The sequence below is a fragment of the Bradyrhizobium diversitatis genome (assembly GCF_016031635.1).
Lineage (GTDB): Bacteria > Pseudomonadota > Alphaproteobacteria > Rhizobiales > Xanthobacteraceae > Bradyrhizobium > Bradyrhizobium diversitatis.
The window spans coordinates 47,988-70,737 of sequence record NZ_JACEGD010000032.1; the positions used below are offsets into that span (position 1 = coordinate 47,988).

General features: G+C 64.3%; 22 protein-coding genes. 12 read left to right on the forward strand and 10 right to left on the reverse strand.

Annotated elements, in window-relative coordinates:
• Positions 1–132: 132 nt before the first annotated feature.
• Positions 133–408 carry a hypothetical protein gene (locus H1B27_RS30045; RefSeq protein ID WP_061880382.1) on the reverse strand — a complete coding sequence of 92 codons (276 nt, stop codon included), beginning with the start codon at positions 406–408 and terminating at the stop codon, positions 133–135.
• Between the two features lie 250 nt (positions 409–658).
• Between H1B27_RS30045 and H1B27_RS30050 the strand changes: the two genes are divergently transcribed.
• From H1B27_RS30050 to H1B27_RS30060, 3 genes are all read left to right on the forward strand, one after another.
• On the forward strand, positions 659–2,467 hold the full coding sequence (locus H1B27_RS30050; RefSeq protein WP_061880381.1) for a PHA/PHB synthase family protein: 1,809 nt from the start codon (positions 659–661) through the stop codon (positions 2,465–2,467).
• A 62-nt stretch (positions 2,468–2,529) separates the two neighbouring features.
• Entirely contained in the window at positions 2,530–2,928 is a 399-nt protein-coding gene (locus H1B27_RS30055) for an MAPEG family protein (protein WP_197968543.1), read from the forward strand.
• Between the two features lie 20 nt (positions 2,929–2,948).
• Entirely contained in the window at positions 2,949–3,815 is an 867-nt protein-coding gene (locus H1B27_RS30060) for an ornithine carbamoyltransferase (RefSeq protein WP_197968544.1), read from the forward strand.
• Between the two features lie 239 nt (positions 3,816–4,054).
• Here the strand turns inward: H1B27_RS30060 and argC are convergent, their stop codons facing one another.
• Entirely contained in the window at positions 4,055–5,038 is a 984-nt protein-coding gene (gene argC, locus H1B27_RS30065; RefSeq protein WP_197968545.1) for an N-acetyl-gamma-glutamyl-phosphate reductase, read from the reverse strand.
• Positions 5,035–5,703, reverse strand: coding sequence for an FMN-binding negative transcriptional regulator (locus H1B27_RS30070; RefSeq protein WP_061880376.1), 669 nt, complete (start codon positions 5,701–5,703; stop codon positions 5,035–5,037). The genes argC and H1B27_RS30070 overlap by 4 nt, the downstream gene beginning before the upstream one ends.
• 392 nt (positions 5,704–6,095) lie before the next feature.
• Here H1B27_RS30070 and H1B27_RS30075 point away from each other — a divergent pair, with 392 nt between their 5' ends.
• Positions 6,096–7,097, forward strand: a complete 1,002-nt coding sequence (locus H1B27_RS30075; protein ID WP_197968546.1) for an MBL fold metallo-hydrolase — start codon at positions 6,096–6,098, stop codon at positions 7,095–7,097.
• 39 nt (positions 7,098–7,136) lie between these two features.
• Here the strand turns inward: H1B27_RS30075 and H1B27_RS30080 are convergent, their stop codons facing one another.
• Entirely contained in the window at positions 7,137–7,667 is a 531-nt protein-coding gene (locus tag H1B27_RS30080; protein WP_028177576.1) for a DedA family protein, read from the reverse strand.
• 273 nt (positions 7,668–7,940) lie between these two features.
• Here H1B27_RS30080 and parE point away from each other — a divergent pair, with 273 nt between their 5' ends.
• From parE to H1B27_RS30100, 4 genes are all read left to right on the forward strand, one after another.
• Entirely contained in the window at positions 7,941–9,983 is a 2,043-nt protein-coding gene (parE, locus tag H1B27_RS30085) for a DNA topoisomerase IV subunit B (protein WP_197968547.1), read from the forward strand.
• A gap of 465 nt (positions 9,984–10,448) precedes the next feature.
• Positions 10,449–11,234 carry an outer membrane protein gene (locus H1B27_RS30090; RefSeq protein ID WP_061880373.1) on the forward strand — a complete coding sequence of 262 codons (786 nt, stop codon included), beginning with the start codon at positions 10,449–10,451 and terminating at the stop codon, positions 11,232–11,234.
• A gap of 306 nt (positions 11,235–11,540) precedes the next feature.
• The gene (locus H1B27_RS30095; RefSeq protein ID WP_028177579.1) at positions 11,541–11,726 is read left to right on the forward strand and encodes a hypothetical protein; all 186 of its coding nucleotides are present in this window, start codon (positions 11,541–11,543) and stop codon (positions 11,724–11,726) included.
• Between the two features lie 21 nt (positions 11,727–11,747).
• Positions 11,748–12,518: an SDR family NAD(P)-dependent oxidoreductase gene (locus H1B27_RS30100; protein ID WP_197968548.1), complete on the forward strand. Its 771-nt coding sequence runs from the start codon at positions 11,748–11,750 to the stop codon at positions 12,516–12,518.
• A gap of 111 nt (positions 12,519–12,629) precedes the next feature.
• On the opposite strand, the gene H1B27_RS30105 is transcribed toward H1B27_RS30100, so the two are convergent.
• The 5 genes from H1B27_RS30105 to H1B27_RS30125 all read right to left on the reverse strand — a co-directional run bounded on the left by H1B27_RS30105 (position 12,630) and on the right by H1B27_RS30125 (position 17,306).
• Positions 12,630–13,397, reverse strand: coding sequence for an outer membrane protein (locus H1B27_RS30105; protein WP_197968549.1), 768 nt, complete (start codon positions 13,395–13,397; stop codon positions 12,630–12,632).
• 178 nt (positions 13,398–13,575) lie between these two features.
• Positions 13,576–14,823 carry an FAD-dependent oxidoreductase gene (locus tag H1B27_RS30110; protein WP_197968550.1) on the reverse strand — a complete coding sequence of 416 codons (1,248 nt, stop codon included), beginning with the start codon at positions 14,821–14,823 and terminating at the stop codon, positions 13,576–13,578.
• 176 nt (positions 14,824–14,999) lie between these two features.
• Positions 15,000–15,413 carry a hypothetical protein gene (locus H1B27_RS30115; RefSeq protein WP_063816666.1) on the reverse strand — a complete coding sequence of 138 codons (414 nt, stop codon included), beginning with the start codon at positions 15,411–15,413 and terminating at the stop codon, positions 15,000–15,002.
• Positions 15,414–15,491: 78 nt separating this feature from the next.
• On the reverse strand, positions 15,492–15,707 hold the full coding sequence (locus tag H1B27_RS30120; RefSeq protein WP_061880369.1) for a hypothetical protein: 216 nt from the start codon (positions 15,705–15,707) through the stop codon (positions 15,492–15,494).
• 84 nt (positions 15,708–15,791) lie between these two features.
• Complete coding sequence (locus tag H1B27_RS30125) at positions 15,792–17,306, reverse strand: caspase family protein (protein ID WP_061880368.1); 1,515 nt, start codon at positions 17,304–17,306, stop codon at positions 15,792–15,794.
• Positions 17,307–17,506: 200 nt separating this feature from the next.
• Between H1B27_RS30125 and H1B27_RS30130 the strand changes: the two genes are divergently transcribed.
• From H1B27_RS30130 to fabA, 4 genes are all read left to right on the forward strand, one after another.
• The gene (locus tag H1B27_RS30130; RefSeq protein WP_061880367.1) at positions 17,507–18,487 is read left to right on the forward strand and encodes a helix-turn-helix transcriptional regulator; all 981 of its coding nucleotides are present in this window, start codon (positions 17,507–17,509) and stop codon (positions 18,485–18,487) included.
• Positions 18,488–18,787: 300 nt separating this feature from the next.
• Positions 18,788–20,302, forward strand: a complete 1,515-nt coding sequence (locus H1B27_RS30135) for a DEAD/DEAH box helicase (RefSeq protein WP_061880366.1) — start codon at positions 18,788–18,790, stop codon at positions 20,300–20,302.
• A 165-nt stretch (positions 20,303–20,467) separates the two neighbouring features.
• A complete protein-coding gene (locus H1B27_RS30140; protein ID WP_061880365.1) occupies positions 20,468–21,535 on the forward strand; it encodes a GGDEF domain-containing protein in 1,068 nt (355 codons plus the stop codon).
• A gap of 98 nt (positions 21,536–21,633) precedes the next feature.
• The gene (fabA, locus tag H1B27_RS30145) at positions 21,634–22,164 is read left to right on the forward strand and encodes a bifunctional 3-hydroxydecanoyl-ACP dehydratase/trans-2-decenoyl-ACP isomerase (protein ID WP_061880364.1); all 531 of its coding nucleotides are present in this window, start codon (positions 21,634–21,636) and stop codon (positions 22,162–22,164) included.
• A gap of 130 nt (positions 22,165–22,294) precedes the next feature.
• Here the strand turns inward: fabA and H1B27_RS30150 are convergent, their stop codons facing one another.
• Complete coding sequence (locus tag H1B27_RS30150; protein WP_061880363.1) at positions 22,295–22,717, reverse strand: TfoX/Sxy family protein; 423 nt, start codon at positions 22,715–22,717, stop codon at positions 22,295–22,297.
• Positions 22,718–22,750: the final 33 nt, after the last annotated feature.

Consider the following 22,750-nt stretch of genomic DNA (forward strand, 5'->3'; position numbering starts at 1 on the left):
GCGAAAATCACTCAAAATCAAATACTTAGAGCAATCATCGGCGACGAGGATTGAAGTCGTTCGCCCTGACTCTTGGCTGAACCGGAATCTTTTAGCACGGCGAGGCGGAGGCGCCAGCGATTACCTTGCGCCTCATTTGGCGTCCTTGGCGGCCACCGCCTGGCGATCGCGTGCCGCGGCGAGCTCGGCCTCGATCTTGGCGCGCCGGTCCGGCGGGATGATCGCCTCATCGCGATCCGGCGGCAGGTCATGCACCGGCAGATAAGTGCCGGGCTCCCTGACATGCGGCTGTGCATCCCCCGGCGTCAGATCCGCGAGCTGGCTCGAGCATCCGCCGAGGGCGAACGCCGCGAGCAGCAGCGCGCTGCAGATCGGCCGCGTCTTTTGCAGGTCCCATAACGCCAACACTTGGGAAATCCCCTACTCGTCCCAAAGCACGGCCCCAGGCAACCTTACCCAAGACCGCGCCCAAGCTCAAACCATTGCTGCCCAAATGGTGCGAGCGAAAAAAGCCCTTGCCAACAAGACGAGCGGTGCGGCTCGATTGTGACGGAACCAAGAAAATTTGTCGCAGTGCAACACATCTTCGAGAGTGTTTAACGTCAAACATGCGAGCTTCGCGGTGACGAATACGGAATGAATCGTTACTGTTCTGCTCATGAGCATGGCCACAACCGACACGCCGAAAACCGGGACGAAGTTCGACGCGGAAGCCTTCGCGATGAATGTCGCGCGGGCGATGGAGAGCGGCGGCAAGGCGCTCGCCGCCTATCTCAAGCCGCGCGAGAGCGGCGAGGTGCAGGACCGCCCGCCGGCCGAGCTTGCCGAGGTCGTCAGGACCTTCACGTCGGTCGCCGAATACTGGCTGTCGGACACCTCCCGCTCCTCCGATCTGCAGACCAAGCTCGCGAAGGACTATCTCGACCTCTGGGGCTCGGCGGTGCGCCGCATGGCCGGTCAGGACGCCCAGCCCGCAATCGCGCCCTCGCCGCGCGACAAGCGCTTTGCCGATCCGGAATGGAAGTCGAACCAGTTCTTCGACTTCGTCATGCAGCTCTATCTGCTCACGACCAAATGGGCGCAGGAGCTGGTGCGCGATGCCGAAGGGCTCGATCCGCAGACCCGCCGCAAGGCGGAGTTCTACATCCAGCAGGTCATCAACGCATTGTCGCCATCCAACTTCGTGCTGACCAATCCGGAGGTGCTGCGCGAGACGGTGGCGAGCAGCGGCGAGAACCTCGCGCGCGGCTTGAAGATGCTGGCCGAGGACATCGCGGCCGGCAAGGGCATGCTGAAGATCCGCCAGTCCGATCCGGACAATCTCGTCGTCGGCGTCAACATGGCGACGACGCCGGGCAAGGTGATCTACCAGAACGAGATCATGCAGCTGATCCAGTACGCTCCGACCACGGAGAAGGTGCTGCGCACGCCGCTCCTGATCGTGCCGCCCTGGATCAACAAGTTCTACATCCTCGATCTGAAGCCGGAGAAATCCTACATCAAGTGGTGCGTCGATCAGGGCATCACCGTGTTCGTGATCTCATGGGTCAATCCCGACAAGCGGCTCGGCAACAAGAGCTGGGAAGCCTACATGAAGGAGGGCCCGCTCACGGCGATGGACGTGATCGAGAAGGTCACCGGCGAGATGAAGGTGCACACCGCCGGCTATTGCGTCGGCGGCACCATGCTGGCGACCACGCTGGCCTGGCTCGCCGAGAAGCGCCGCCAGCGCGTGTCGTCCGCGACGTTCTTCGCCGCCCAGATCGACTTCACCCATGCCGGCGATCTCCTCGTGTTCGTCGACGAGGAGCAGATCTCGGCGCTCGAGCAGGACATGAAGGCCGCCGGCGTGCTCGAAGGCTCGAAAATGGCGATGGCCTTCAACATGCTGCGCTCCAACGACCTGATCTGGTCTTATGTCGTCAGCAACTATCTGAAGGGCCAGCAGCCGAGCGCGTTCGACCTGTTGCACTGGAACTCGGACGCGACGCGGATGACCGCAGCCAACCATTCCTATTACCTGCGCAATTGCTATCTGGAGAACCGGCTCTCCACCGGCACGATGGTGCTCGACAACACCCTGCTCGACCTGTCCAAGGTGAAAGTGCCTGTCTACAATCTCGCCACCCGCGAGGACCACATCGCGCCGGCCGAATCGGTGCTGTACGGCTCGCAATTCTTCGGCGGTCCGGTGAAGTATGTCCTGTCCGGCTCGGGCCACATCGCCGGCGTGGTCAATCCGCCCGCCTTGAACAAGTACCAGTACTGGACCAACGACAACGTCAAGGACGTCAGTATCGCGCAGTGGATGAAGGGCGCCGTGGAGCACAAGGGCTCGTGGTGGACGGACTGGCGGGAGTGGCTGGGCGAACTCGATCCCGAGGAAGTCCCCGCGCGTGAGGTCGGCAGCGAAGCATTCCCACCGATCGAGGATGCACCCGGCAGCTATGTCAGGGTTCGCGCATAGCGGAATCTCCCGCGCTTGTATAAGCTCGCTTGCAGCACCGCGACGACTGAGGGAACCGGACTATGACGCGCGAATTGTTCTGGCTGACACTGACGGTGATCCTGACCGGAATCCTCTGGATTCCCTACACCATCAACCGCTGCCAGGTTCGCGGGTTGAGCGGTGCCATGGCCAACCCCTCGCGCGGCGACAAGCCGCAGGCGGAGTGGGCGAACCGGCTGATGTTCGCGCATGACAACGCGGTCGAGAACCTCATCGTCTTCGCCCCGCTGGTGCTGATCCTGAACGCGATCGACTATTCCACGAAATGGACCGTGCTCGCCTGCGCCGTCTATTTCTGGGCTCGTGTCGCGCACACCATCGTCTATGCGCTCGGAATTCCGGTGTTCCGCACTCTCGCCTTCACCGTCGGCTTCCTCGCCCAGGCCGTGCTGGCGCTGGCGATTTTCGGATTGGTTTGAAGTCACTCCGATGCGGGTTCATGCCTAGGGAATCCAACCGGGACTTTCTCCGGTTTCAGGATCTCGATGCTGATACGATCCTGTCGATTGTTGCGCGCGCACAGGTGCTGGCGGCAGCGTGGATGGACCGCGCCATGCCGCAGAGCCTCGCCGGCAAACGCGTTGCCGTCATCGTCGACGATGGCGGCTGGCGGAATACGACCGCATTCGATCTCGGCGTCAGAGCCATGGGAGGCATCTCGGTACAGCCTCCGCTCCGGTTCAATGTCCATGAGACTACAGCTGATCTCGCCAAGTATCTCGACAACTGGTTCGACATCCTGATCGTGCGCACCCGGGAATTGTCGACCTTGCACGAGCTTGCAGCGCACGCCACCGTCCCAGTGATCAACGCCAGAACGCGATCAAATCACCCCTGCGAGACGCTCGGCGATCTCACCTATGTCAACGACAAGCGCGGATCGCTCGAGGGCCTGAAGGTTGTCGGTGTCGCTCCAGACGCCAACATTCTGCGGTCTTGGATCGAAGCCTCGATCTTGCTGCCGATCCAGGTGACGCAGATCTATCCAGAAGACTGGCACATTAAGGATATCGCGTGTCCGAACTTCGCCACGAGCACCAGTCTGGACAGCTTGCTCGATGCAGATGTGATCATCACGGATTGCTGGCCCGATGGCGGACGGGCGGATCAACTCCTTCAATACCAGATATCGGCGCCCCTCCTCGACAGCTGCCGTCGCGACGTCATTTTCCTGCCCTGCCCGCCCGTGACCAGAGGCAAGGAGGTTAACGCCACCGCGATGACCCACCCTGCATGTCAGAGCACGGCCGCGAAGGCTTTCCTGCTCCACGCGCAAAACGCCCTGCTGGAATGGGTCGCCGCATAGCTGGCGCCGGTCGGCACGTTCTCGCGCATCGACCGCATCGGCCAGGATGTCGACCTGGTCACGGCCCGGATCGCTTCGGCGGTCCGGTCATCGCGAAGCATTGAAGTCTCGTGTCCCGGACGCGCGAAGCGCGAGCCGGGACCAAGAAAGCCGCAAACAAAGCCGGTGCCTGAGCCCCGGCTCAGCAGCGCAGCGCCAAGTGGCGCTGCGCTGCGTCCGGGGCACGAGCTGTGCCTGCCCTACTCCTCCGGCAGACCCAGCATCAGCCGCATGTTCTGCACGGCAGCGCCGGAGGCGCCCTTGCCGAGATTGTCGAGCCGGGCAACCAGCAGTGCCTGATGGTACTTGTCGCTGGCGAAGACGTAGAGCTCGAGCATGTTGGTCTCGTTGAGCGCCTCCGGCTCGAGCCGGCCGCCCTTGGTCGCCTCGTTCTGCAGCGGCATCACCTTGACGTATTTCGAACCGGCGTAACGCTTTGCCATCGCCGCCTGCAGGTCGGCCCCGCCAGTCTTGCCCGGCAGCGCGTCGAGCTGCAGCGGCACCGAGACCAGCATGCCTTGCCGGTAGTTGCCGACCGAGGGAATGAAGATCGGACGCCGCGTCAGGTTGGAGTAGAGCTGCATCTCCGGCAGATGCTTGTGCTCGAAGCCGAGGCCGTAGAGCTCGAAGGATGGCGCGCTGCCGTCTTCGAAGCTCGCGATCATCGACTTGCCGCCGCCGGAATAGCCGCTCACCGCGTTGACGGTGACGGGATAGTCCGGAGGCAGGAGGCCGGCATCGACGATCGGCCGCAGCAGCGCGATCGCACCGGTCGGATAGCAGCCGGGATTCGAGACCTTCTTCGCCGCCTTGATCTTGCCGGCCTGGTCCGGCGTCAGCTCGGGAAAGCCGTAGGCCCAGTCCGGCGCGACCCGGTACGCGGTCGAGGCGTCCAGCACCTTCGGCGCCGCGGCGCCCATGCTGTCGACCAGCGCAACGGTTTCCTTCGCGGCATCGTCGGGCAGGCAGAGGATGACGAGGTCCACCTCCTCCATCAGCGCCTTCTTGGCCGCGGGGTCCTTGCGCTTGTCGTCGGCGATGGTCTTCACGACGACGTCGTTCTGGAGCTTCAGCCGCTCGTTGATGCCGAGGCCGGTGGTGCCGGAACCGCCATCGACGAAGACGGTGGCAGGCTTCTTCGCCGCGCCCGTGGCCGGGGCTTTCGTGGTTTCCGTGAGGCTCATGGCGCGCTCCTTTCGAGCATGTTGGTTTCGTTCACGAAGGCCTCCGGCCTCACGTCCTGCATCAATTGTGCGATCTCTCTGGCGTCGGCCTGGGCTTGCGCGCCGAGCGCATTGGCGATCGCCGTGTAATCGGCGTCCGACTTGTGCTGGTTCAGCTTGAAGCTGCCCTCGACCTCTTCAACCGTCATGACCAGACCCACGATCGCCTTCTTCATCGCCTCGAACCGCCCGGCGGTCATCTTGCCCGACGTCCATGGCTTCTTCGGCAACAGCCAGCTCTCGAACTTTTCGCTGAGCGTGTCGAGCTGCACCGACAGCTCGTCATCCGACAGCAGCCGCACCGGCCCGCTCAGATGCACCGACTGGTAGAGCCAGGTCGGAACCTGATCCGGCGAGACGTACCAGTCCGGCGATACATAGGCATCTGGGCCGTTGACCGCGAGCAGCCACGACGCCTCGCCGCCCGCCAGCTTTAGCAGCGGATTGTGACGGGCCAGATGAAAGGCGGCCTGCGGCGTGCCGTCAGCGCCGTAAGTCAGATAGAACGGCAATGGCGAGGCGATGGGCTTGTGGCCATCGAAGGCGCACATGGTCCCGAAGCCGCGCTCTTCGGCGAATTTCAGGCTCGCGGCGCGGTCCTGCTTGAAAAAGGGTGGCGTGTACATCGTGGTCTCCTGCTGGGCCTCCTCGGGGGAGCCGCCGGATCAGATCGCGCTGACAGGAGAGAGGATGCCGCGGATCGGATCCAGCGGCAAAGACGATGATCTCAAACGCGATCGATCGCCCGAACCGCTAAGCTGCGGCGGCGGCGACGGGCGAACAGAATGGTCGCGGCATTGATCATGGCGCGCGGCTATAAGGCCAGCTGGTTCCATGGTCAAGAGCAAATCGGTTCAGTGGGATGGCAGGATGCCGCACGCGCGACGGCAGGATGCGCGTAGATGTCATCGGGCCGCCGTGGAATTTCCACTAGCAATAGGGGTTTTCGAGAACGACCGGCGGGACACAACCTCTTCGCCGGCCCCGAGCCGTTCGCACCCAGCCTCAGGACATCACCATGACCGAGATTACTCGTCGCGCAACGCTAGCCGGCGCCGCCGCATCGGCGCTCCTGCCTTTCGTGAAGATTTCGCCCGCGAGCGCCGCCGCGCCCCCGGCCGAGAAGCAGAATGCGAGCTTCTATCGCTACAATGTCGGGACCCACCAGGTCACGGTGGTCTGCGACGGTGTTGCGACCGTCAATCTGACCGACAATTACGCCGCCGGCGCCAGCAAGGACGACATCAACAAGGTGTTCGCCGAGCACCACCTGCCGGCCGACAAGGTCACCCACACCTTCAACCCCGTCGTGGTCAACACCGGCCCGAAGCTCGTCGTCATCGATACCGGCCTCGGTCCCGACCAGTTCACGCAGACGAAGGGCAAGGTCGGCCAGTTCCAAAACAATCTCGCCGCCGCCGGTATCGACCGCGCGGCGGTCGATACCGTCATCATCTCCCACTTCCATGGCGACCACATCAACGGCCTGCTCGCGGCCGAGAACAAGCCTGCCTTCCCTAATGCCGAGATCATGGTGCCGGCGGTGGAATGGAAGTTCTGGATGGACGACGGCGAGATGAGCAAGGGGATGGGCAATCCGATCCTCGAAAACAATTTCAAGAATATCCGCCGCGTGTTCGATGCCCTGGGCCGCAAGGTCACACAATATGAGGCCGGCAAGGAAGTCGCGCCCGGTATCACCTCGGTGGCGAGCCCCGGCCACACGCCGGGCCACAATTCCTTCATCGTCGCCTCCGGCGCCGAGAAGGTGCTGGTGCAGGTGGATATCACCGCGGGCGCAGCGTTCCTGTTCGTGAAGCATCCCGAATGGAACATCGCCTCCGACGTCGACAAGCCTCTGGCACAGGCAACGCGGCGCAAGCTCTACGATATGGCCATTGCCGAGAAGATGCCGATCCAGGCCTTCCACGCCGCCTTCCCCGGTCTCGTCCGGGTCGAGAAGGAAAAGGACGGCTCCGGCTATCGCTGGATCCCCGCGATCTGGAACGCATCGCTGTAGTCCTCTCCTGACGCCCTGACCGGGCGGCCCGGTGCCCGGTCAGATCACTCGCCAGATCCATTCCATGATCTTGGCGAGCACGTCGCCGAACAGCAGGAGCACGGCGGACCAGATCAGGGCCGAGACGAAATTGGCGGCCTGGAAGCTCCAATAGGGCATCTCGAAGATGCCGGCCGCGAGCGGCACGGAGGCGCGCAAGGGACCGAAGAAGCGCCCGATGAAGATGCTGGGTATGCCCCAGCTGCGCACGAAAGCCTCGCCTCTGGGCAGCAGGTCCGGATAGCGCGAGAGCGGCCACATCTGGGCAACCCTCTCCTTGTAGCGGTAGCCGAACCAGTAGGAGACCCAGTCGCCCAGCGCCGCGCCAAGGCCGCCGGCAATCCAGACCGGAAAGAAACTGATGCCGCTGGCCCCGATCAGCGCACCGATGGCCACCAGCGCGCCCCAGGCCGGAACCAGCAACGAGATGAACGCAAGCGACTCCCCGAAGGCGAGCAGAAACACGATCGGTGCCGCCCAGGCCTGGTGAACGCGCACGAAATCGGCCAGGGCGTGCGCAAATTGCTCCATCAAAAATAGCCTTCCCGCCCCGTCTCAAGGTGCTGCTCGATGAAAAGGACTGGTAAGCCAAGGACTTGTGTGACATCAAGTCACAAAACCCGACATGACACTTGGCGAACCGTCAAATTGCCGGGAACTTGTGGGCCCTGCGGCGTAAAATCGCCGGGATTGGCTCCCAACCCACACCGCCAGCCCCGGCGCGGTAACCTTTCCAAGGCAGAAGTGGCATAGTCGGCGCAACCGATTCGCCGCCCCTGCGGCCCTCAAAACGCATCAAGATATATGTCCAAGCAGTTGAAGCCCAAAGCAAAAGACGACTTTTTCGGCGGCGACGAGCCGAAACCTCGTGCCGCCAAGGCGGCGCCGCGCGGAAGCGGCGGGGAAGCCGATTACACGGCAGCCGACATCGAGGTGCTCGAAGGCCTGGAACCGGTACGTCGCCGGCCTGGCATGTATATCGGCGGCACCGACGAGAAGGCGCTGCATCATCTGTTCGCCGAAGTCATCGACAATTCGATGGACGAGGCGCTCGCCGGGCACGCGACCTTCATCGAGGTCGATCTCAGCGCGGACGGGTTCCTGACCGTGACCGACAACGGCCGCGGCATCCCGATCGATCCTCATCCGAAATTCCCGAAGAAGTCGGCGCTCGAAGTCATCATGTGCACGCTGCATTCGGGCGGCAAGTTCGACAGCAAGGTCTACGAGACCTCGGGCGGCCTGCACGGCGTCGGCATCTCCGTCGTGAACGCCCTCTCCTCGCGTCTCGAGGTCGAGGTCGCGCGCAGCCAGAAACTCTACCGCATGACGTTCGAGCGCGGCCACCCGAAGGGCAAGCTCGAGGACCTCGGCAAGATCAACAACCGCCGCGGCACGCGCGTGCGCTTCAAGCCCGACACCGATATTTTCGGGCCTAAGGCCGCGTTCAAGCCGCAGCGCCTGTTCAAGATGACGCGCTCGAAGGCGTATCTGTTCGGTGGCGTCGAGATCCGCTGGAACTGCGCGCCCGAACTGCTCAAGGGCATCGAGGACGTGCCGGCGGAAGCGACGTTTCACTTCCCCGGCGGCCTCAAGGATTATCTCGCCGCGGCGATCCACGCCGACACGCTGGTGCATCCCGACATCTTCTCGGGCAAGTCGGGCCGCAACGGCGCGCATGGCGCCTGCGAATGGGCCGTGGCCTGGACCGCCGATGCCGACGGATTCCTCTCCTCCTACACCAACACCGTGCCGACGCCGGATGGCGGAACGCACGAATCCGGCTTGCGCAGCGCCCTTTTGCGCGGCCTGAAGGATCACGCCGAGCGCGTCGGTCAGAGCAAGCGCGCGGCCTCCGTCACCTCGGAAGACGTGATGGTCGGCGCCGCCGTGATGCTGTCGGTGTTCGTGCGCGAGCCGGAATTCCAGGGCCAGACCAAGGATCGCCTCGCCACTGCGGAGGCGCAGCGCATCGTCGAGCAGGCGATGAAGGATCCGTTCGACCATTGGCTGTCGGGCAATCCGAACATGGCCAACCGGCTGCTCGACTTCGTGATCGACCGCGCCGAAGAACGGTTGCGGCGGCGGCAAGAGAAAGAGACCGCGCGAAAAACCGCCGGCAAGAAGCTGCGCCTGCCCGGCAAGCTCGCCGACTGCACCGACGCCGGCACCGATGGCTCGGAGCTGTTCATCGTCGAGGGTGACTCGGCCGGCGGCAGCGCCAAGCAGGCGCGCGACCGCAAGACCCAGGCCGTGCTGCCCCTGCGCGGCAAGATCCTCAACGTCGCTTCCGCCGGCAAGGACAAGCTGACGGCGAACGCCCAGCTCTCCGACCTCGTGCAGGCGATCGGCTGCGGAACGCTGGCGCAGTACCGCGAGGAGGATCTGCGCTACCAGCGCATCATCATCATGACCGACGCCGACGTCGACGGCGCGCACATCGCCTCGCTCCTGATCACCTTCTTCTATCGGCAGATGCCGCGGCTGATCGACGAGGGCCACCTCTTCCTCGCCGTGCCGCCGCTCTACAAGCTCACGCACGGCACCAAATCGGTCTATGCCCGCGACGACAAGCACAAGGACGAGCTGATCAAGTCCGCGTTCAACGCCAACGCCAAGGTTGAGGTGAACCGCTTCAAAGGACTCGGCGAGATGATGCCGGCGCAGCTCAAGGAGACCACCATGGATCCGAGCAAGCGGACGCTGCTCAAGGTGGTCCTGCTCGCCGACGACCGCGACACCACCGCGGATTCCGTGGAGCGCCTGATGGGCACCAAGGCCGAGGCGCGCTTCGCCTTCATCTCGGACAAGGCCGAATTTGCCAGCGAAGAGCTGCTGGACGTCTGAGGCATTGGTCCGTGCCGGGCGCGCCAGCTACAAGCTCGGTGGTCCGGTGGTGGCGAAGTACCGCGCCGCCGCTTCTTCGAAAACCAGCCCCGGCCTCGGCTGGGGCTTCTTGCTTTTTGGCTCCTGCAAGTCAGCCACGGCGTGGACGACACGACCCGCACCGGACCGGGCGACTCGGCCGTCGACTCAGGAGCGAGGATTGCCTCCATTTCGGACAAAACCGGATTTGCTAACGACAGGTTACCCGAAATCGAAGTCTTGAGACTCCAAATAATACATTGAAATATATGACATATTATGGATTCGAGCGGCAGCATTCGAAATACTCCAGCACCGGCGTTTTCGGGCGACTGTGCCTGCCCGGCAACAGCATTTCGGCGAGAACCGTCTATAGTCCGATCATCAGATGACACGAACTTCAGCGCGCTCGCGCCTGCTACGACAGACCAAGGTTGGGGATTTGACATGAAGAAGACTTTGCTCGCTCTGACCGCGGTTGCGGCGATGACCGGTGCGGCCTCGGCGGCTGACCTTGGCGCCCGTCCCTACGTGAAGGCCCCGATGCCTGCGCCCGTCGCCAACTGGACCGGCTTCTACGTGTTCGGCGGTGGCGGTGGCGGCCTCTCGAATGCCGACCAGAGCGTGGTCGACACCGGCACGGGCACCCCGCTGACGATCACCCAGCGCCAAGGCGGCTCGGGCTGGTTCGGCACGGTTGGCGCCGGCTACGACTGGCAGTTCAGCGGCACCTGGGTCGCCGGTGTGTTCGCCGACGGTCAGTTCGGCAGCATTCGCGCCACCATCCAGGATCCGACCCTCGGCATCACTGGCAACCAGAAGCTGGAAACCTCCTGGGCCGCGGGTGTTCGCCTCGGTTGGCTGGTCGCCCCGAACGTTCTCTCCTACGTGAACGGCGGTTACTCGGGCGCTCACTTCGGGCAGACCAACTTCACGACGCTGGGCGGCACTCCCGTTGGCGTCCACCTCAACAGCTACGATCGCCACGGCTGGTTCATCGGCGGCGGCGTGGAGAACAGCCTGAACATCTTCGGCATCACCTCGCCCGGCTGGTTCATGAAGACCGAGTACCGTTCGGCCTTCTACGATACCAAGACTCAGGATCAGATCTCCGATGCCACGGGCCTGCCGACCGGCGTGAACAGCATCCGAGCCAACAGCTGGAACCAGACGATCTCGACCTCGCTGGTCTATCGCTTCAACTGGACCGGTCCGGTCGTCGCGAAGTACTGATCCGATCTCACGATCAAACGTCAAAGCCCCGGCATCGCCGGGGCTTTTTCGTTTTGGTCCGGGTGACCGACGCTCGCTTGCAATGACCTGTACGGCGAACCGGGCTCCGCTCGCCGACTATCGGCACGGCCGATCGCCCAGCCGCGAATTGCCCTTCCAGGGACACGCTTCCTCCCCACCGGCAGCTTGCGCCGGTGCTGCCATTGTATCCACACCGAAGCTACGGTTAGTGTGCGCTCAAGCTTTCGCGGCGCGGCGATCCTCATCGTCGCACCGCTGACAGGAGCGGACCGATGGGAGGAATCCATGCGCAGATTTCTGCTGGTCGCAGGCCTGCTTGCGACTGCCGTCGGGCTGCTCTGGATCGGACAGGGCACGGGCGCCGTTCCGTGGCCGCGATCGAGCTTCATGGTCAACCAGCTGCAATGGGCCGGCTATGGCGCTGCCATGGCCGGCTTCGGGCTGGTGCTGATCTGGCAGAGTCATCAATAAGATAAACCAGGGAATGAAAGCATGACATCCAGCCGGTTCGATCTTCGCGGCAAGGTCGCGATCGTCACGGGAGGCAATGGTGGCATCGGCCTCGGCATGGCGCGTGGCCTTGCCGACGCCGGCGCCGATATCGCCGTGGTCGGACGCAACGAGACCAAGTCCGCCGCAGCCGTCGCCGATCTCAGGCAGCGCGGCGTGAAGGCGATCGCCATCGCCACCGACGTGACCGACAAGGCGGCGGTCGCTGCGATGATCGAGCGCGTCGTCGGGGAACTCGGCCGCATCGACGTCCTCGTCAACAATGCCGGCATGAGCATCCGCAAGCCGCCGCACGAGCTCGAGCTCGACGAGTGGAACAAGGTGATCGACACCAACCTCACCAGCGCCTTCGTGTGCTCGAAGCTGGCCTATCCGGCGCTGAAGGCGTCCGGCAACGGCAAGGTGATCAATATCGGTTCGATGATGTCGATCTTCGGCGCGAGCTTCGCGACGGCCTATGCCGCGAGCAAGGGCGGCATCGTGCAGTACACCCGCGCCTGCGCCAATGCCTGGGCGCCCGACAACATCCAGGTCAACGCCATCCTGCCGGGCTGGATCGACACTGACCTCACCCGCGGCGCGCGGCGGCAGGTGTCAGGGCTGCACGAGCGCGTGCTGGCGCGCACGCCTGCGGGGCGCTGGGGCGACATCGACGACTTCGCCGGCATCGCCGTGTTCCTCGCCTCGCCCGCCTCGAACTTCGTCACGGGTACAGCGATCCCCGTCGACGGAGGCTTCTCGGTGATGGCCTGAGGCCGCGCCTGCCCGCAATCAAACGACACAAAAAAGAAGCCCCGGACCAGGCCGGGGCTTTTGAAATTTGCAGTGCTTTTCTTGATCGTTGGTCGCGTTGCGTCGACGTGCTCAGTAGCGGCCAATGGTCGGTGCGTCGAACTTGTAGCTCGCGCGCACGACGGCCCATTGGATGTCGCGCGGCTTGGCATCGAAGGTGTAGTTACCCGAGGTGCCGCCGAGCTGATAGGTCTGGCTGCCGAAGGCCGCATAGTTGTATTCGAGGCCGACGATCCAGTTGCGGGTGACGCCGTATTCCCAGCCGGCGCCGACGGTCCAGCCGTTGGCCCAGTGGGTCTGTTCGCCCGACCCCGTCGCCACACCGGTGGTGTCGGTCACCGAGAGACGGTTGTTCACGCCGGCATAGCCGCCCTTGAAGTAGAACAGGTTGTTCTGCACGGCGAAGCCGGCGCGACCGACGACGGTCGCGAGCACGTTGGCGCGCCAGGAGAACACGTCGTCCGCGGCGCCAAACACGTTGTTGACGACCGTACCCTTGTTGTCGAGGCCGGAGATCGTGCCCTCAATGCCGAACACGTAGTTGTTGGCCTGCCAGTTGTAGCCGATCTGGGCGCCGCCCATGATACCGGAGTTGCGCTGACGGAAGCTGTCGCCCGGCGAAAGATCGCCGAACGGCGCGCCGGTCCCATTATTGGTGAACTGCTCGTTGGTCCAGGCGCCACCGATATGACCGCCGACATAGAAGCCGGTCCAGTTGAACAGCGGCTCGACATAGGCGGGCGCCTTCGTGTAGCGCGCACCGAGATCGGCGGCGGAGGCCGCGCCGGTCGAAACCAGAGCCGTCGTGCAGGCGAAGGCGGCAATCAATTTATTACGCATGGTATACCCCGTGTCCTTTGATGGGCGCACGGTCACACGCAGGTCTTACTCAAATTTGAATCAAGAAAGTTAAGACGCCGGATTGGCACGCAGCGCGCCCTGAATCCATTGGCGCTGTTGCTCGCGCGCAACGCTTGGCGCGCGATTTAACGCGGCATTATCCCTGGCGGCTCCTGCGTTACGGTGCCGGCGCGGCCCTCGAATGCACGTGCTCCGGTCGCACGCCGAGCGCAAGCAGGCGCGCCGGAATGCCCTGAAGCCACGGCAGCGCGGTGACGAGGCGCACGACCAGAGGGACTTTGAGCGGCCGATCGCCGCCCTGCAAGGCGCCGCTGATGATGTTGTTCTGCACGATCACCTGCATGCGTTGCGTCATCTTCACCGGAAATTCGCGTCGGCGCCTGATAGCATCGAGCTCGTCCTCGCTCGGGCAGCCGAGTTGAAGCTTGTCCGCCAGCAGATTGGCGGTCGCGACCGCGTCCTGCACGGCGAGATTGACGCCGACGCCGCCGACCGGCGACATCGCATGCGCGGCGTCGCCGATGCACAGCAGGCCCGGCTGCGTCCAGCGCTTGAGGCGGTTGATCGCGACCGTGAGCAGCTTGATCTCGTCAAAGCTCTTCACATCAGTGATGCCGGATCGAAGGATCGGCGCCATGCGCACGACGTCGTCGAGCAACGCCTGCAATCCCCTCGCCTTCACCGCTTCGTATTGTCCCTTGGCGATGACATAGGCGCATTGCCAATAGTCGCCGCGGTCGAAGGTGATCATCATCTTGCCGGGCTCGACCCGCGCGAACACGTTCTCGGTCTCGTCGGGTCTGCGGCCGGCGCGGAACCAGAGCACGTCCATCGGCGCGCCGATCTCCTCGACCTCGAGGCCGGCGCGCTCGCGCACCGTCGAATGCCGGCCGTCGCAGGCAATGGTGAGATCGGCCTCGATGTCGATGATGCCGTCAGGCGTTTTCGCCCGCACGCCGGCAACGGTCTCGCCGCGGCGGATCAGATCGACCGCCTCCGTGCTCATCATCACCTCGAGCGAGGCAAAGCGCCGCCCGGCCTCGCGCAGGAAGTTCAGGAAGTCCCATTGCGGCATGAAGGCGATGAAGGGGTATTTGGTATGGAGCCGGCTGAGATCGGCGATGCGCACCGGCGTGCCGCCGAACAAGCCGTCCATCTTCTGCAAGCGCTGATGCGGCAGCTTCAGGAAGCCGTCGATCAGGCCGAGCTCGTCCATCACCTGAAGCGTCGAGGGATGCACGGTGTCGCCGCGGAAGTCGCGGAAGAAATCCGCATGCTTCTCCAGCACGATCACGTCAATGCCGGACCGCCCGAGCAGATAGCCGAGCATCATGCCGGCCGGCCCGCCGCCGACGACGCAGCAGCGGACCTTCATGGTGCGGTTTGGCTGTTTGTCAGATGTCATTGCCGCTGCGATCCGCGATGTGAGTATCGATCAACATATCCCTGACGATACTAGCGCGATTCAGGCCGAACGCAGTTTCAATTTGCGGCCATAGCCGCCGCGACTGGTTCGCAGCAGCACCAAGCCCCCGACAAAAAGGCCCGCAGTGCGCGGGCCTTTGCCTGAAAGCGGGATGACTATTTCTGGTCCTCATTGCTGGTCCCGGTGCCCGGACTGCCGATCGGCAGCCCATTGGGCGCATGACCGACACCCGCGTTTCGCTCGGCTTGCGCCGCCGCGGGCGTCTTGCCGGCCGCGGTCGGGGGCTGAGCGTTCGGATTGTTCAGGCTGTTGTTGGTATTGATGTTCGCTCCGGTCGTGGTGCCGTGCGTCCCCATTCCCGAGGGAGCCGATGGCCCCGAGTTGGCGCTGCTGGATGACGTGCCCATTCCGGCGCCTGAGCTGGCCGCGGATCCCGCGCTGGCGCCACCGGTACCCGCGCCGGCACCGCCACCCGCACCAGCGCCTCCGCCACCACCTCCCCCTTGCGCAAAGGCGGCCGTCGACAGCGCAGCACAAGCAGTGATTACGAAGATGGATTTGCGGATCATGGATCGTCTCCCTGGTTTGACAGACAATCCAGGTGCCCAAGGAGTTGTTCCTTCCGCGGAGATCGACGTGCGCTTGCCTCAGGGCTTCGACGACTTCCGTTCCCATGGGCGCTTGCCGTCGGCGTCGCGATCCCAGGGTCGCGTGATCGGAGCTACCTTCTCATCCTCGGCGGCCTTCGCGCGGTCCGCCTGGACACGTTCACGGTCGGTGAGTGGCGGCGCTGTGGGGACGGGAGTCGTTTGGGCCAAAACCGGAAGCGTCGTAACGACCGCGACGATGATGAACTTTGCCATCCCCGGCTCTAGCACTTCCACCTCGACCTGTCCGATTTAAGTTCGTCCACTTCGTAGGCCGATCGCGTCAGGCCGAACAGCGCATCAATGATTGCTGCGGTTCGCGCTACGAAAACTCTTGATCTCCGAGACGCTGCCGTCGCGATAGGTCAGCTCCACCGAGACGGACTGCGTGCTTGGCGCGAGCTTCATGTAGAGCGGCATGCCGGCGGTGACCGCGCTGGGATCGCGCATGTCGCAAGGCGGCATCTTCAGCACCTGGTTCGGCACGGCGGTGTCGATGCCGATGCGCACCTCGCGGATGGCGCAGCGGTAGGAGACGAGATGCGTGTAGTAGACCAGCAGCCCGTTGAACTCGCGGAACGACAGCCAGCTCGTCGAGGTCATGTCGAGGATCTTGCGCTGGTCGCGGATCAGCGCGGCCTCGGGATCGAACCTGATCGGGAACGGTCCCTGCATCTCGCCGGACTGATCGACATAGCGAACCTCGATGGTGCCGGCCTGCGCATCAGGCGGCAGCTCGATCGACGGGTTCGGCATCCGCTTGCGCGTGCGCGGATCGAGCGTGTCGATGAATCCGGTCTCGCGGAAATCGCTCTTGCCGGCCATGCGCCAGGAAATGCCGAGTGTCGGATCGGCGAAGGAGAACGTAACGCTCCAGCCGCCATTGTGCCGCGAGAAGCTCGCGATCGGCGCGTTGATGGTCTCCTCCTTCGGCATCTGTGGCACCGACACCGGCGGCAGTGCCGCAAGCTTCTGCGGCGGTGGATCGGCCGGGCGCGCGGCCGCATCCTTCGCCATGCCGCTGAGGAAGACGTCGTCGACCATCTGATCGAAATAGACCGGCACCTGCCTGTGCTTGACCGTGTCGGCCATCTCGCTGACGGCACGGCGCGTGCGTTGCGCCACCTGCACCAGGTTCTCGCCGGGCTTGAGCAGCTCCTTGGCGAAGGTGCGCGTGAACACCGAATTGGGATTGGCGTCGTCGTTGGACAGGCGATCGAGCGCGGTCTGACGAGGTCCTGCCGAGAACACCGAGAACACGCCCTCGGGCAGCTGCGTCATCGGCGCGAGCCCGCCGCCACCGGCGACCGCGCGGGTGCCCTTGCGCTCGAACGGGTTGTTGCGGCAGGCGTCGAACACCAGGATCGAGGTCCGCGCCTTCTTGTTCTGAAGGCGCTCGACGATGCGGTCGGCCAGGATCGAGGCGTCGCGCACCAGCTCTTCCTGACCTTCCGTCGCCGCCGGCACGTCGGTCGGCAGCAGGTAGTTCTGGCCGGCGATCTCGAAACCATGGCCGGCGTAGAAGAAGAACGCGGTGTCGCCGGGCTCGATTGCCTTGTCGAAGGCGAGCAGCGTCTCCGAGAATTGCTGCCGGCTCTGGTTCTCGGCGACCATCACCGAGAAGCCGAGCTGCTTCAGCGTGTCGCCCATGGTGCGGGCGTCATTGACGGCCTTGAGCAGCTTCGGGACGTTCCTGTAATCATTGTTGCCGACGACGAGCGCGACGCGCTTCTCGGCATGGGCAGGCGCTGCGAAGCCACTCAGGCTCGCCGCAAGACCAAGGGCCGCCAGAATTCCGAAAAGCCGACGCGTCATCGCAAAATTTTCCCTGCAGAACGGCCCTACGCCGGTTCCTTCGAACAGCAGTTCACGGGATCCCCTGCCGCTGTGTGATAGTCGGCCCAGAGGCAACGACGGTTCAAGGGGCCTGCCCCCCGATTCCTCGATCTGGCTATGGCAGATTGCGTTGGAATCTGCTTCTTCTTGAACGATTTCGCCGGAAACGAGGGGCAGCCGTGTTTCACTGGTGTACGGACGAGGTGGAGCCACACGACCGTTTCGAGTATTGGCGCGAGGTGCGCGCCAAGGGATTGTTCGGCGTTACCGCCGAGCTCGAACGCGAGCGGCGAACGAACTTCTTCGGCGAGTTCTCGCTGCGCCAGCTTGGCGGGGCTGGCCTCGTCGAGCTGAAGGCCTCGCCCTACGCGGTCGAGCGCAGCGCGTCCGACATCGCCAATGCCCCGGGTGACGCAATCTGCGTCTACCAGCAGCTCGGCAGCGGCGGCTGGTTCGGCGGCATGCGCACAAGCGACTTTTCGATCGCCAACGGCAGCTTCGCCACCAGCCATACCGACCTGCCTTACCGCACCGCGCCGCAGGGCGCCGCGGGCTTCCACCTGCGGATCCTAAAGATTCCCGTGAGCAGCATCCCGACGCAGGACAAGCGCATGCGCGAGCTTGCGCCCCGGACGTTCAACGATTCGACCCTGGCGCCCCTGCTCGCTGCCTGCTTCGCCGATCTCGGCGAGGCCGCCGCGGATGATGCTGCCGCCGCGGATGCGCCCCCTCTCGTCCAGACTTCCCTGGTTCAAGCTTTGGCCCATCTGGCGCTGATCGAGCGCGGCATCGTGCGGCCCGGCAGCCGGCGCGGCCAGGCCGCGCTGCGAACGGCCCGCCTGTCGCAGGCCCGGCGCCTGATCGCACGCCACCTGCAAAACCCAAACCTGGCGCCGGCCATGGTGGCCGACCTGCTCGGCGTGTCCGTGCGTCACCTGCATATGCTGTTCGAGACAGCCGAGAAGAGCTTCTCGCAGACCTTGACCGACGAGCGCCTGAAACAGAGCCGCCGCCTGATGCGCGAGGCGCCGGAGCGGCTGATCGCCGACATCGCGGCTTCCTGCGGCTTCGAGAGCCTGGCGACCTATTACCGGGTCTTCAACGCCGCCTATGGCATGGCGCCCGGCGACTTCCGGGCCAGGGGCGCGGATGACCTTTAGACGGGTCGTTTGGCGATTGCCGCCGGACCGCGGGCAGAGCGGAAAATCCCAGCAGCGCCCTCGATTTGGGCAAAAACCTCAGGTTTTTTAGGGCCTTCCCGCGCCTGCTCCATTGACTTTGGCCAATTCCCCCCTATGTTCCAGTGCGACGCGGCTCAGATCGACGAGCGATTCCTGAGCCTTGCGCTTTGTTCGCGTGAGTCAGCACCCCCAGCTTCTTCGAGAGCGCGCCGTTTCGGGGTGGAACGCGACAGCCTTAATTACCCTCGATTCCGAACGGCGGTTTCGACCAGAGGCTCAATGTCCTTTTCAAATCTCGGACTATCCGAAAAAGTCCTCGCCGCAGTGGCGGCCACCGGTTACACCAATCCCACCCCCATCCAGGAACAGGCGATCCCTCACGTCCTCGCACGCAAGGATGTGCTCGGCATCGCCCAGACCGGCACCGGCAAGACCGCGGCCTTCGTGCTGCCGATGCTCACCATCCTCGAGAAGGGCAGAGCCCGGGCGCGCATGCCGCGCACCCTGATCCTCGAGCCGACCCGCGAGCTTGCGGCCCAGGTGAAGGAAAACTTCGACCGCTACGGCGCCGGCCAGAAACTCAACGTCGCCCTCCTGATCGGCGGCGTCTCCTTCGGCGATCAGGATGCCAAGCTGATGCGCGGCGTCGACGTGCTGATCGCAACCCCCGGCCGCCTGCTCGACCACACCGAGCGCGGCGGCCTGCTGCTCACCGGCGTCGAGCTGCTCGTCATCGACGAGGCCGACCGCATGCTGGACATGGGCTTCATCCCCGACATCGAGCGCGTCTGCAAGCTGGTCCCGTTCACGCGGCAGACCCTGTTCTTCACCGCGACCATGCCGCCGGAAATCCGGCGCATCACCGAAGCCTTCCTGCACAATCCGCAGAAGATCGAGGTCTCCAGGCCAGCCACCACCGCCGTCACCGTCACGCAAGCCCAGGTGCCTGCCGGACGCGAGGCGCACGAGAAGCGCGAGCTGCTTCGCCGCCTGCTTCGCGAGGCCAAGGACCTCAAGAACGCGATCATCTTCTGCAATCGCAAGCGCGAGGTCGCCATCGTTCACAAGTCGCTTCAGAAGCACGGCTTCAGCGTCGGCGCACTGCACGGCGACATGGACCAGTCGGCCCGCACGGCCGCACTCGAACAGTTCCGAAAGGGTGAGCTGCCGCTGCTCGTCGCCTCCGACGTCGCCGCCCGCGGCCTCGATATTCCCGAAGTCAGCCACGTCTTCAATTTCGACGTTCCCCATCACGCCGACGACTACGTTCATCGTATCGGCCGCACCGGCCGCGCCGGCCGCACCGGCACCGCGATCTCGATCGTGACACCACTCGACCAGAAGTCGATGGTGGCGATCGAAAAGCTGATCGGCCAGAGCATTCCGCGCGCCGAAGGCGATTACGAAGTCTCGGCCGAGGCATCCGATGCGAGCGAGCGTCCGCGCGAGCAGCGCGGCCGTGAACGTTCACGCGGCGGCCGCGGCAAGCCGCAACGCGGCCGCGACCGTGAGCGCAGCCACGAGCCGCGCGACGCGCGAGGCGAGGCAAGGCATGCTGCCGAATCGAGGCCTCCTTCGGAGCCGCGACAGCCCGCCGAGTCACGGCATCGGTCCGACGACAAGCGTCGGGCGGAGCCGCGTCACGAGGCGCGCCAGCAGGCCAACATCTCGCATGTCCCCTCGATCGGCCGTCCCGAGCCGCGCCGCCAGCGCGAAGTCGACACCGAGCCGGGCGATCACTCGCATCTGCCGGCGTTTCTGCTGCGGCCGGTACGCTCGCCCGCCGGCGCCTGAAGCGCAACGCGCTCCAGATTCCGGTTGAGCAAACCCGCGGCACACCTTATTAGACACCTTCGTGAACGTATATTTACGGGGCGTTCACGATCGTCCGTTAGCCTACGAACATAATTTAAGCATTGCTGCGGTCGGGGGCGCGCCGGCCGCTGTGGGGTATGTTCCGTGATCAAGGTGCTCGATGAACACGAACGCACGATGGCGTTCGCCGAGGTGGCGCTCGGTCAGATCCGATCGCTTCGGCAGACGGCAATTCCCCGCAACTACGAGATCTGGTACGTCTACGCCACCGGCTACAACGCGCCGCTCAACAAGATCATCAACGAGACGCTGGCGCGCAGCGGCAAGCTGACCGAAGCCGATCTCGAGCAGATCTACGAGACCTATCTCTCCCACATCAAGACCACCGACCGCATCGACAAGGTCGGCGCGCGCGTCATCGGCGAGATCGACGACGTGATGAAGGTCCTGGGCGACGCGCTCGGCATGACCAGCGCCTACGACGCCAGCCTGTCGGGCGCGACCGAGAAACTGTCGTCGGCCAAGAGCCGCGACCAGCTCAAGACGATCGTCGAGGCCCTGTTGCGCTCGACCAGCGAGATGCGCGAGACCAACAAGGCGCTGGAAGACCGGCTCACGCTGTCGAAGAACGAGATCAGCAATCTCCAGCAAAGCCTGGAAGCGATTCGCGCCGAGAGCCTGACCGATCCCCTCACCGGCCTCGGCAACCGCAAATATTTCGACCGCATGATCGGCATGGCCGTGCAGAACGCGCTCGCCTCGGGCGAGCCGCTCTCGCTGCTGCTGTTCGACATCGATCACTTCAAGTCGTTCAACGATTCCTACGGCCATCTCACCGGCGACCAGGTGCTGCGGCTCGTCGGCCTTTCGATGAAGCAGACCATCAAGGGCCAGGATATCACCGCACGCTATGGCGGCGAGGAATTCGCGGTCGTGCTGCCGAACACCGCGCTGCGCCAGGCTCTCACCGTGGCCGACCACATCCGTCGCGCCGTGATGGCGAAGGAATTGAAGAAGAAGTCGACCGGCGAGATCCTCGGCCGCGTCACCATCTCCGTCGGCGTCTCCATGCTGAGGGAGGGCGACGACACCGACGCGCTGATCGAGCGTGCGGATGCCTGCCTCTACGCCGCCAAGCGCAATGGCCGCAACCGCGTGATCTGCGAAGCCGATCCGGAATACGCGGCCGAGACACCCAGCCGCGTGGCGTGACGGAAGCGTGCGCCCGACCGCGCGCGCTTGACTTTCTCACCTGACGAACAACATTTTCCTCGCCGCCTTACGGCGCCCGATTGCGAGGACTTGTCGTCTTGCCCAACCCCCACGATTTCCATACGCCGCAACCGTCCTACACCCAGGACGAGCTGCTGAGATCGAGCGAAGGCGGCTATTTCGGCCCAGGCAATGCGCAATTGCCGGCACCACCGATGCTGATGATGGACCGCATCACCGAGATCAGCATGGACGGTGGCGCGTACGGCAAGGGCCATATCGCCGGCGAGTTGGACGTCACACCAAGCCACTGGTTCTTCGATTGCCATTTCCGCGGCGCCCCGATGATGCCGGCCTCCTTGGGCCTCGACGCCATGTGGCAGATGATCGGCTACTGGCTCGGCTGGTCGGGCTCACCGGGCAAGGGCCGCGCCATCGGCGTCGGCGACGTGGAGTGCACCGGGACCATTGCGCCCGACACGAAACGGGTACGTTACGAGGTCGCGATGCGCATGGTCCGGCGGGGCAAGCTGGTGCTCGGAATTGCCGACGGTCGGGTGCTTGCCGACGGCACTTGCGTCTTCACGGCCAAGGACATGAGGGTCGGCCTGACCAAGGCCGCGGATTGATCTTCAGGCGCCGGGCGGGCAAAGGCGCAACGCACCGTGCCCACCATCTCACCAACACCTTTATCCTAAATGGTGGGCACGCTTCCGCGTTCGCGCTGCGAGCTTCGGCAGACGAGTCGCCTTGCCCGCCCTACCGCACCGTTCTCTTAGTTGCTTTCTTGGCCGAACGCTTCTTGGCAGCGGGCTTCTTCGCCGCCGCCTTTTTCGCCGCCTTCTTCGCCTTCGGCCGCTTCTTCACCTTGGCGCGTTGCGCCGCGGCGAGGGCCGCCCTCGCCCATTGTGCAAGCTCTGCGGAATCATCGAACAGGCGTGCTGGCAACTCCCAGTAGGAATTGACCACCACGGTCTTGGCGCGGGTCGAATACTGGAACGGCTTTGAGCCTTCGGCCTCGAAGTCCGGAACGGTCGTCTCGTCGGCGCGGAAGAACAGGCCGGCGCGCAGGGACAGCGCGAAATTGACGCCGTCGGCGGAGATGCCGTAGCCCGAGAACATCTTGCGGATGGTGACGGGGCCGAAATCGGCGAACAGGTCGATCAGGAATTCGCGGTCCATGGGCACGCTCTCTCGTGCCCCGGACGCAGCGCA

Coding starts and splice junctions, on each gene's coding strand:
- H1B27_RS30050 (WP_061880381.1), top strand. CDS start 659: ATGAGCATGGCCACAACCGACACGCCGAAAACCGGGACGAAGTTCGAC.
- H1B27_RS30055 (WP_197968543.1), top strand. CDS start 2,530: ATGACGCGCGAATTGTTCTGGCTGACACTGACGGTGATCCTGACCGGA.
- H1B27_RS30060 (WP_197968544.1), top strand. CDS start 2,949: ATGCCTAGGGAATCCAACCGGGACTTTCTCCGGTTTCAGGATCTCGAT.
- argC (WP_197968545.1), bottom strand. CDS start 5,038: ATGAGCCTCACGGAAACCACGAAAGCCCCGGCCACGGGCGCGGCGAAG.
- H1B27_RS30070 (WP_061880376.1), bottom strand. CDS start 5,703: ATGTACACGCCACCCTTTTTCAAGCAGGACCGCGCCGCGAGCCTGAAA.
- H1B27_RS30075 (WP_197968546.1), top strand. CDS start 6,096: ATGACCGAGATTACTCGTCGCGCAACGCTAGCCGGCGCCGCCGCATCG.
- H1B27_RS30080 (WP_028177576.1), bottom strand. CDS start 7,667: ATGGAGCAATTTGCGCACGCCCTGGCCGATTTCGTGCGCGTTCACCAG.
- parE (WP_197968547.1), top strand. CDS start 7,941: ATGTCCAAGCAGTTGAAGCCCAAAGCAAAAGACGACTTTTTCGGCGGC.
- H1B27_RS30090 (WP_061880373.1), top strand. CDS start 10,449: ATGAAGAAGACTTTGCTCGCTCTGACCGCGGTTGCGGCGATGACCGGT.
- H1B27_RS30095 (WP_028177579.1), top strand. CDS start 11,541: ATGCGCAGATTTCTGCTGGTCGCAGGCCTGCTTGCGACTGCCGTCGGG.
- H1B27_RS30100 (WP_197968548.1), top strand. CDS start 11,748: ATGACATCCAGCCGGTTCGATCTTCGCGGCAAGGTCGCGATCGTCACG.
- H1B27_RS30105 (WP_197968549.1), bottom strand. CDS start 13,397: ATGCGTAATAAATTGATTGCCGCCTTCGCCTGCACGACGGCTCTGGTT.
- H1B27_RS30110 (WP_197968550.1), bottom strand. CDS start 14,823: ATGACATCTGACAAACAGCCAAACCGCACCATGAAGGTCCGCTGCTGC.
- H1B27_RS30115 (WP_063816666.1), bottom strand. CDS start 15,413: ATGATCCGCAAATCCATCTTCGTAATCACTGCTTGTGCTGCGCTGTCG.
- H1B27_RS30120 (WP_061880369.1), bottom strand. CDS start 15,707: ATGGCAAAGTTCATCATCGTCGCGGTCGTTACGACGCTTCCGGTTTTG.
- H1B27_RS30125 (WP_061880368.1), bottom strand. CDS start 17,306: ATGACGCGTCGGCTTTTCGGAATTCTGGCGGCCCTTGGTCTTGCGGCG.
- H1B27_RS30135 (WP_061880366.1), top strand. CDS start 18,788: ATGTCCTTTTCAAATCTCGGACTATCCGAAAAAGTCCTCGCCGCAGTG.
- H1B27_RS30150 (WP_061880363.1), bottom strand. CDS start 22,717: ATGGACCGCGAATTCCTGATCGACCTGTTCGCCGATTTCGGCCCCGTC.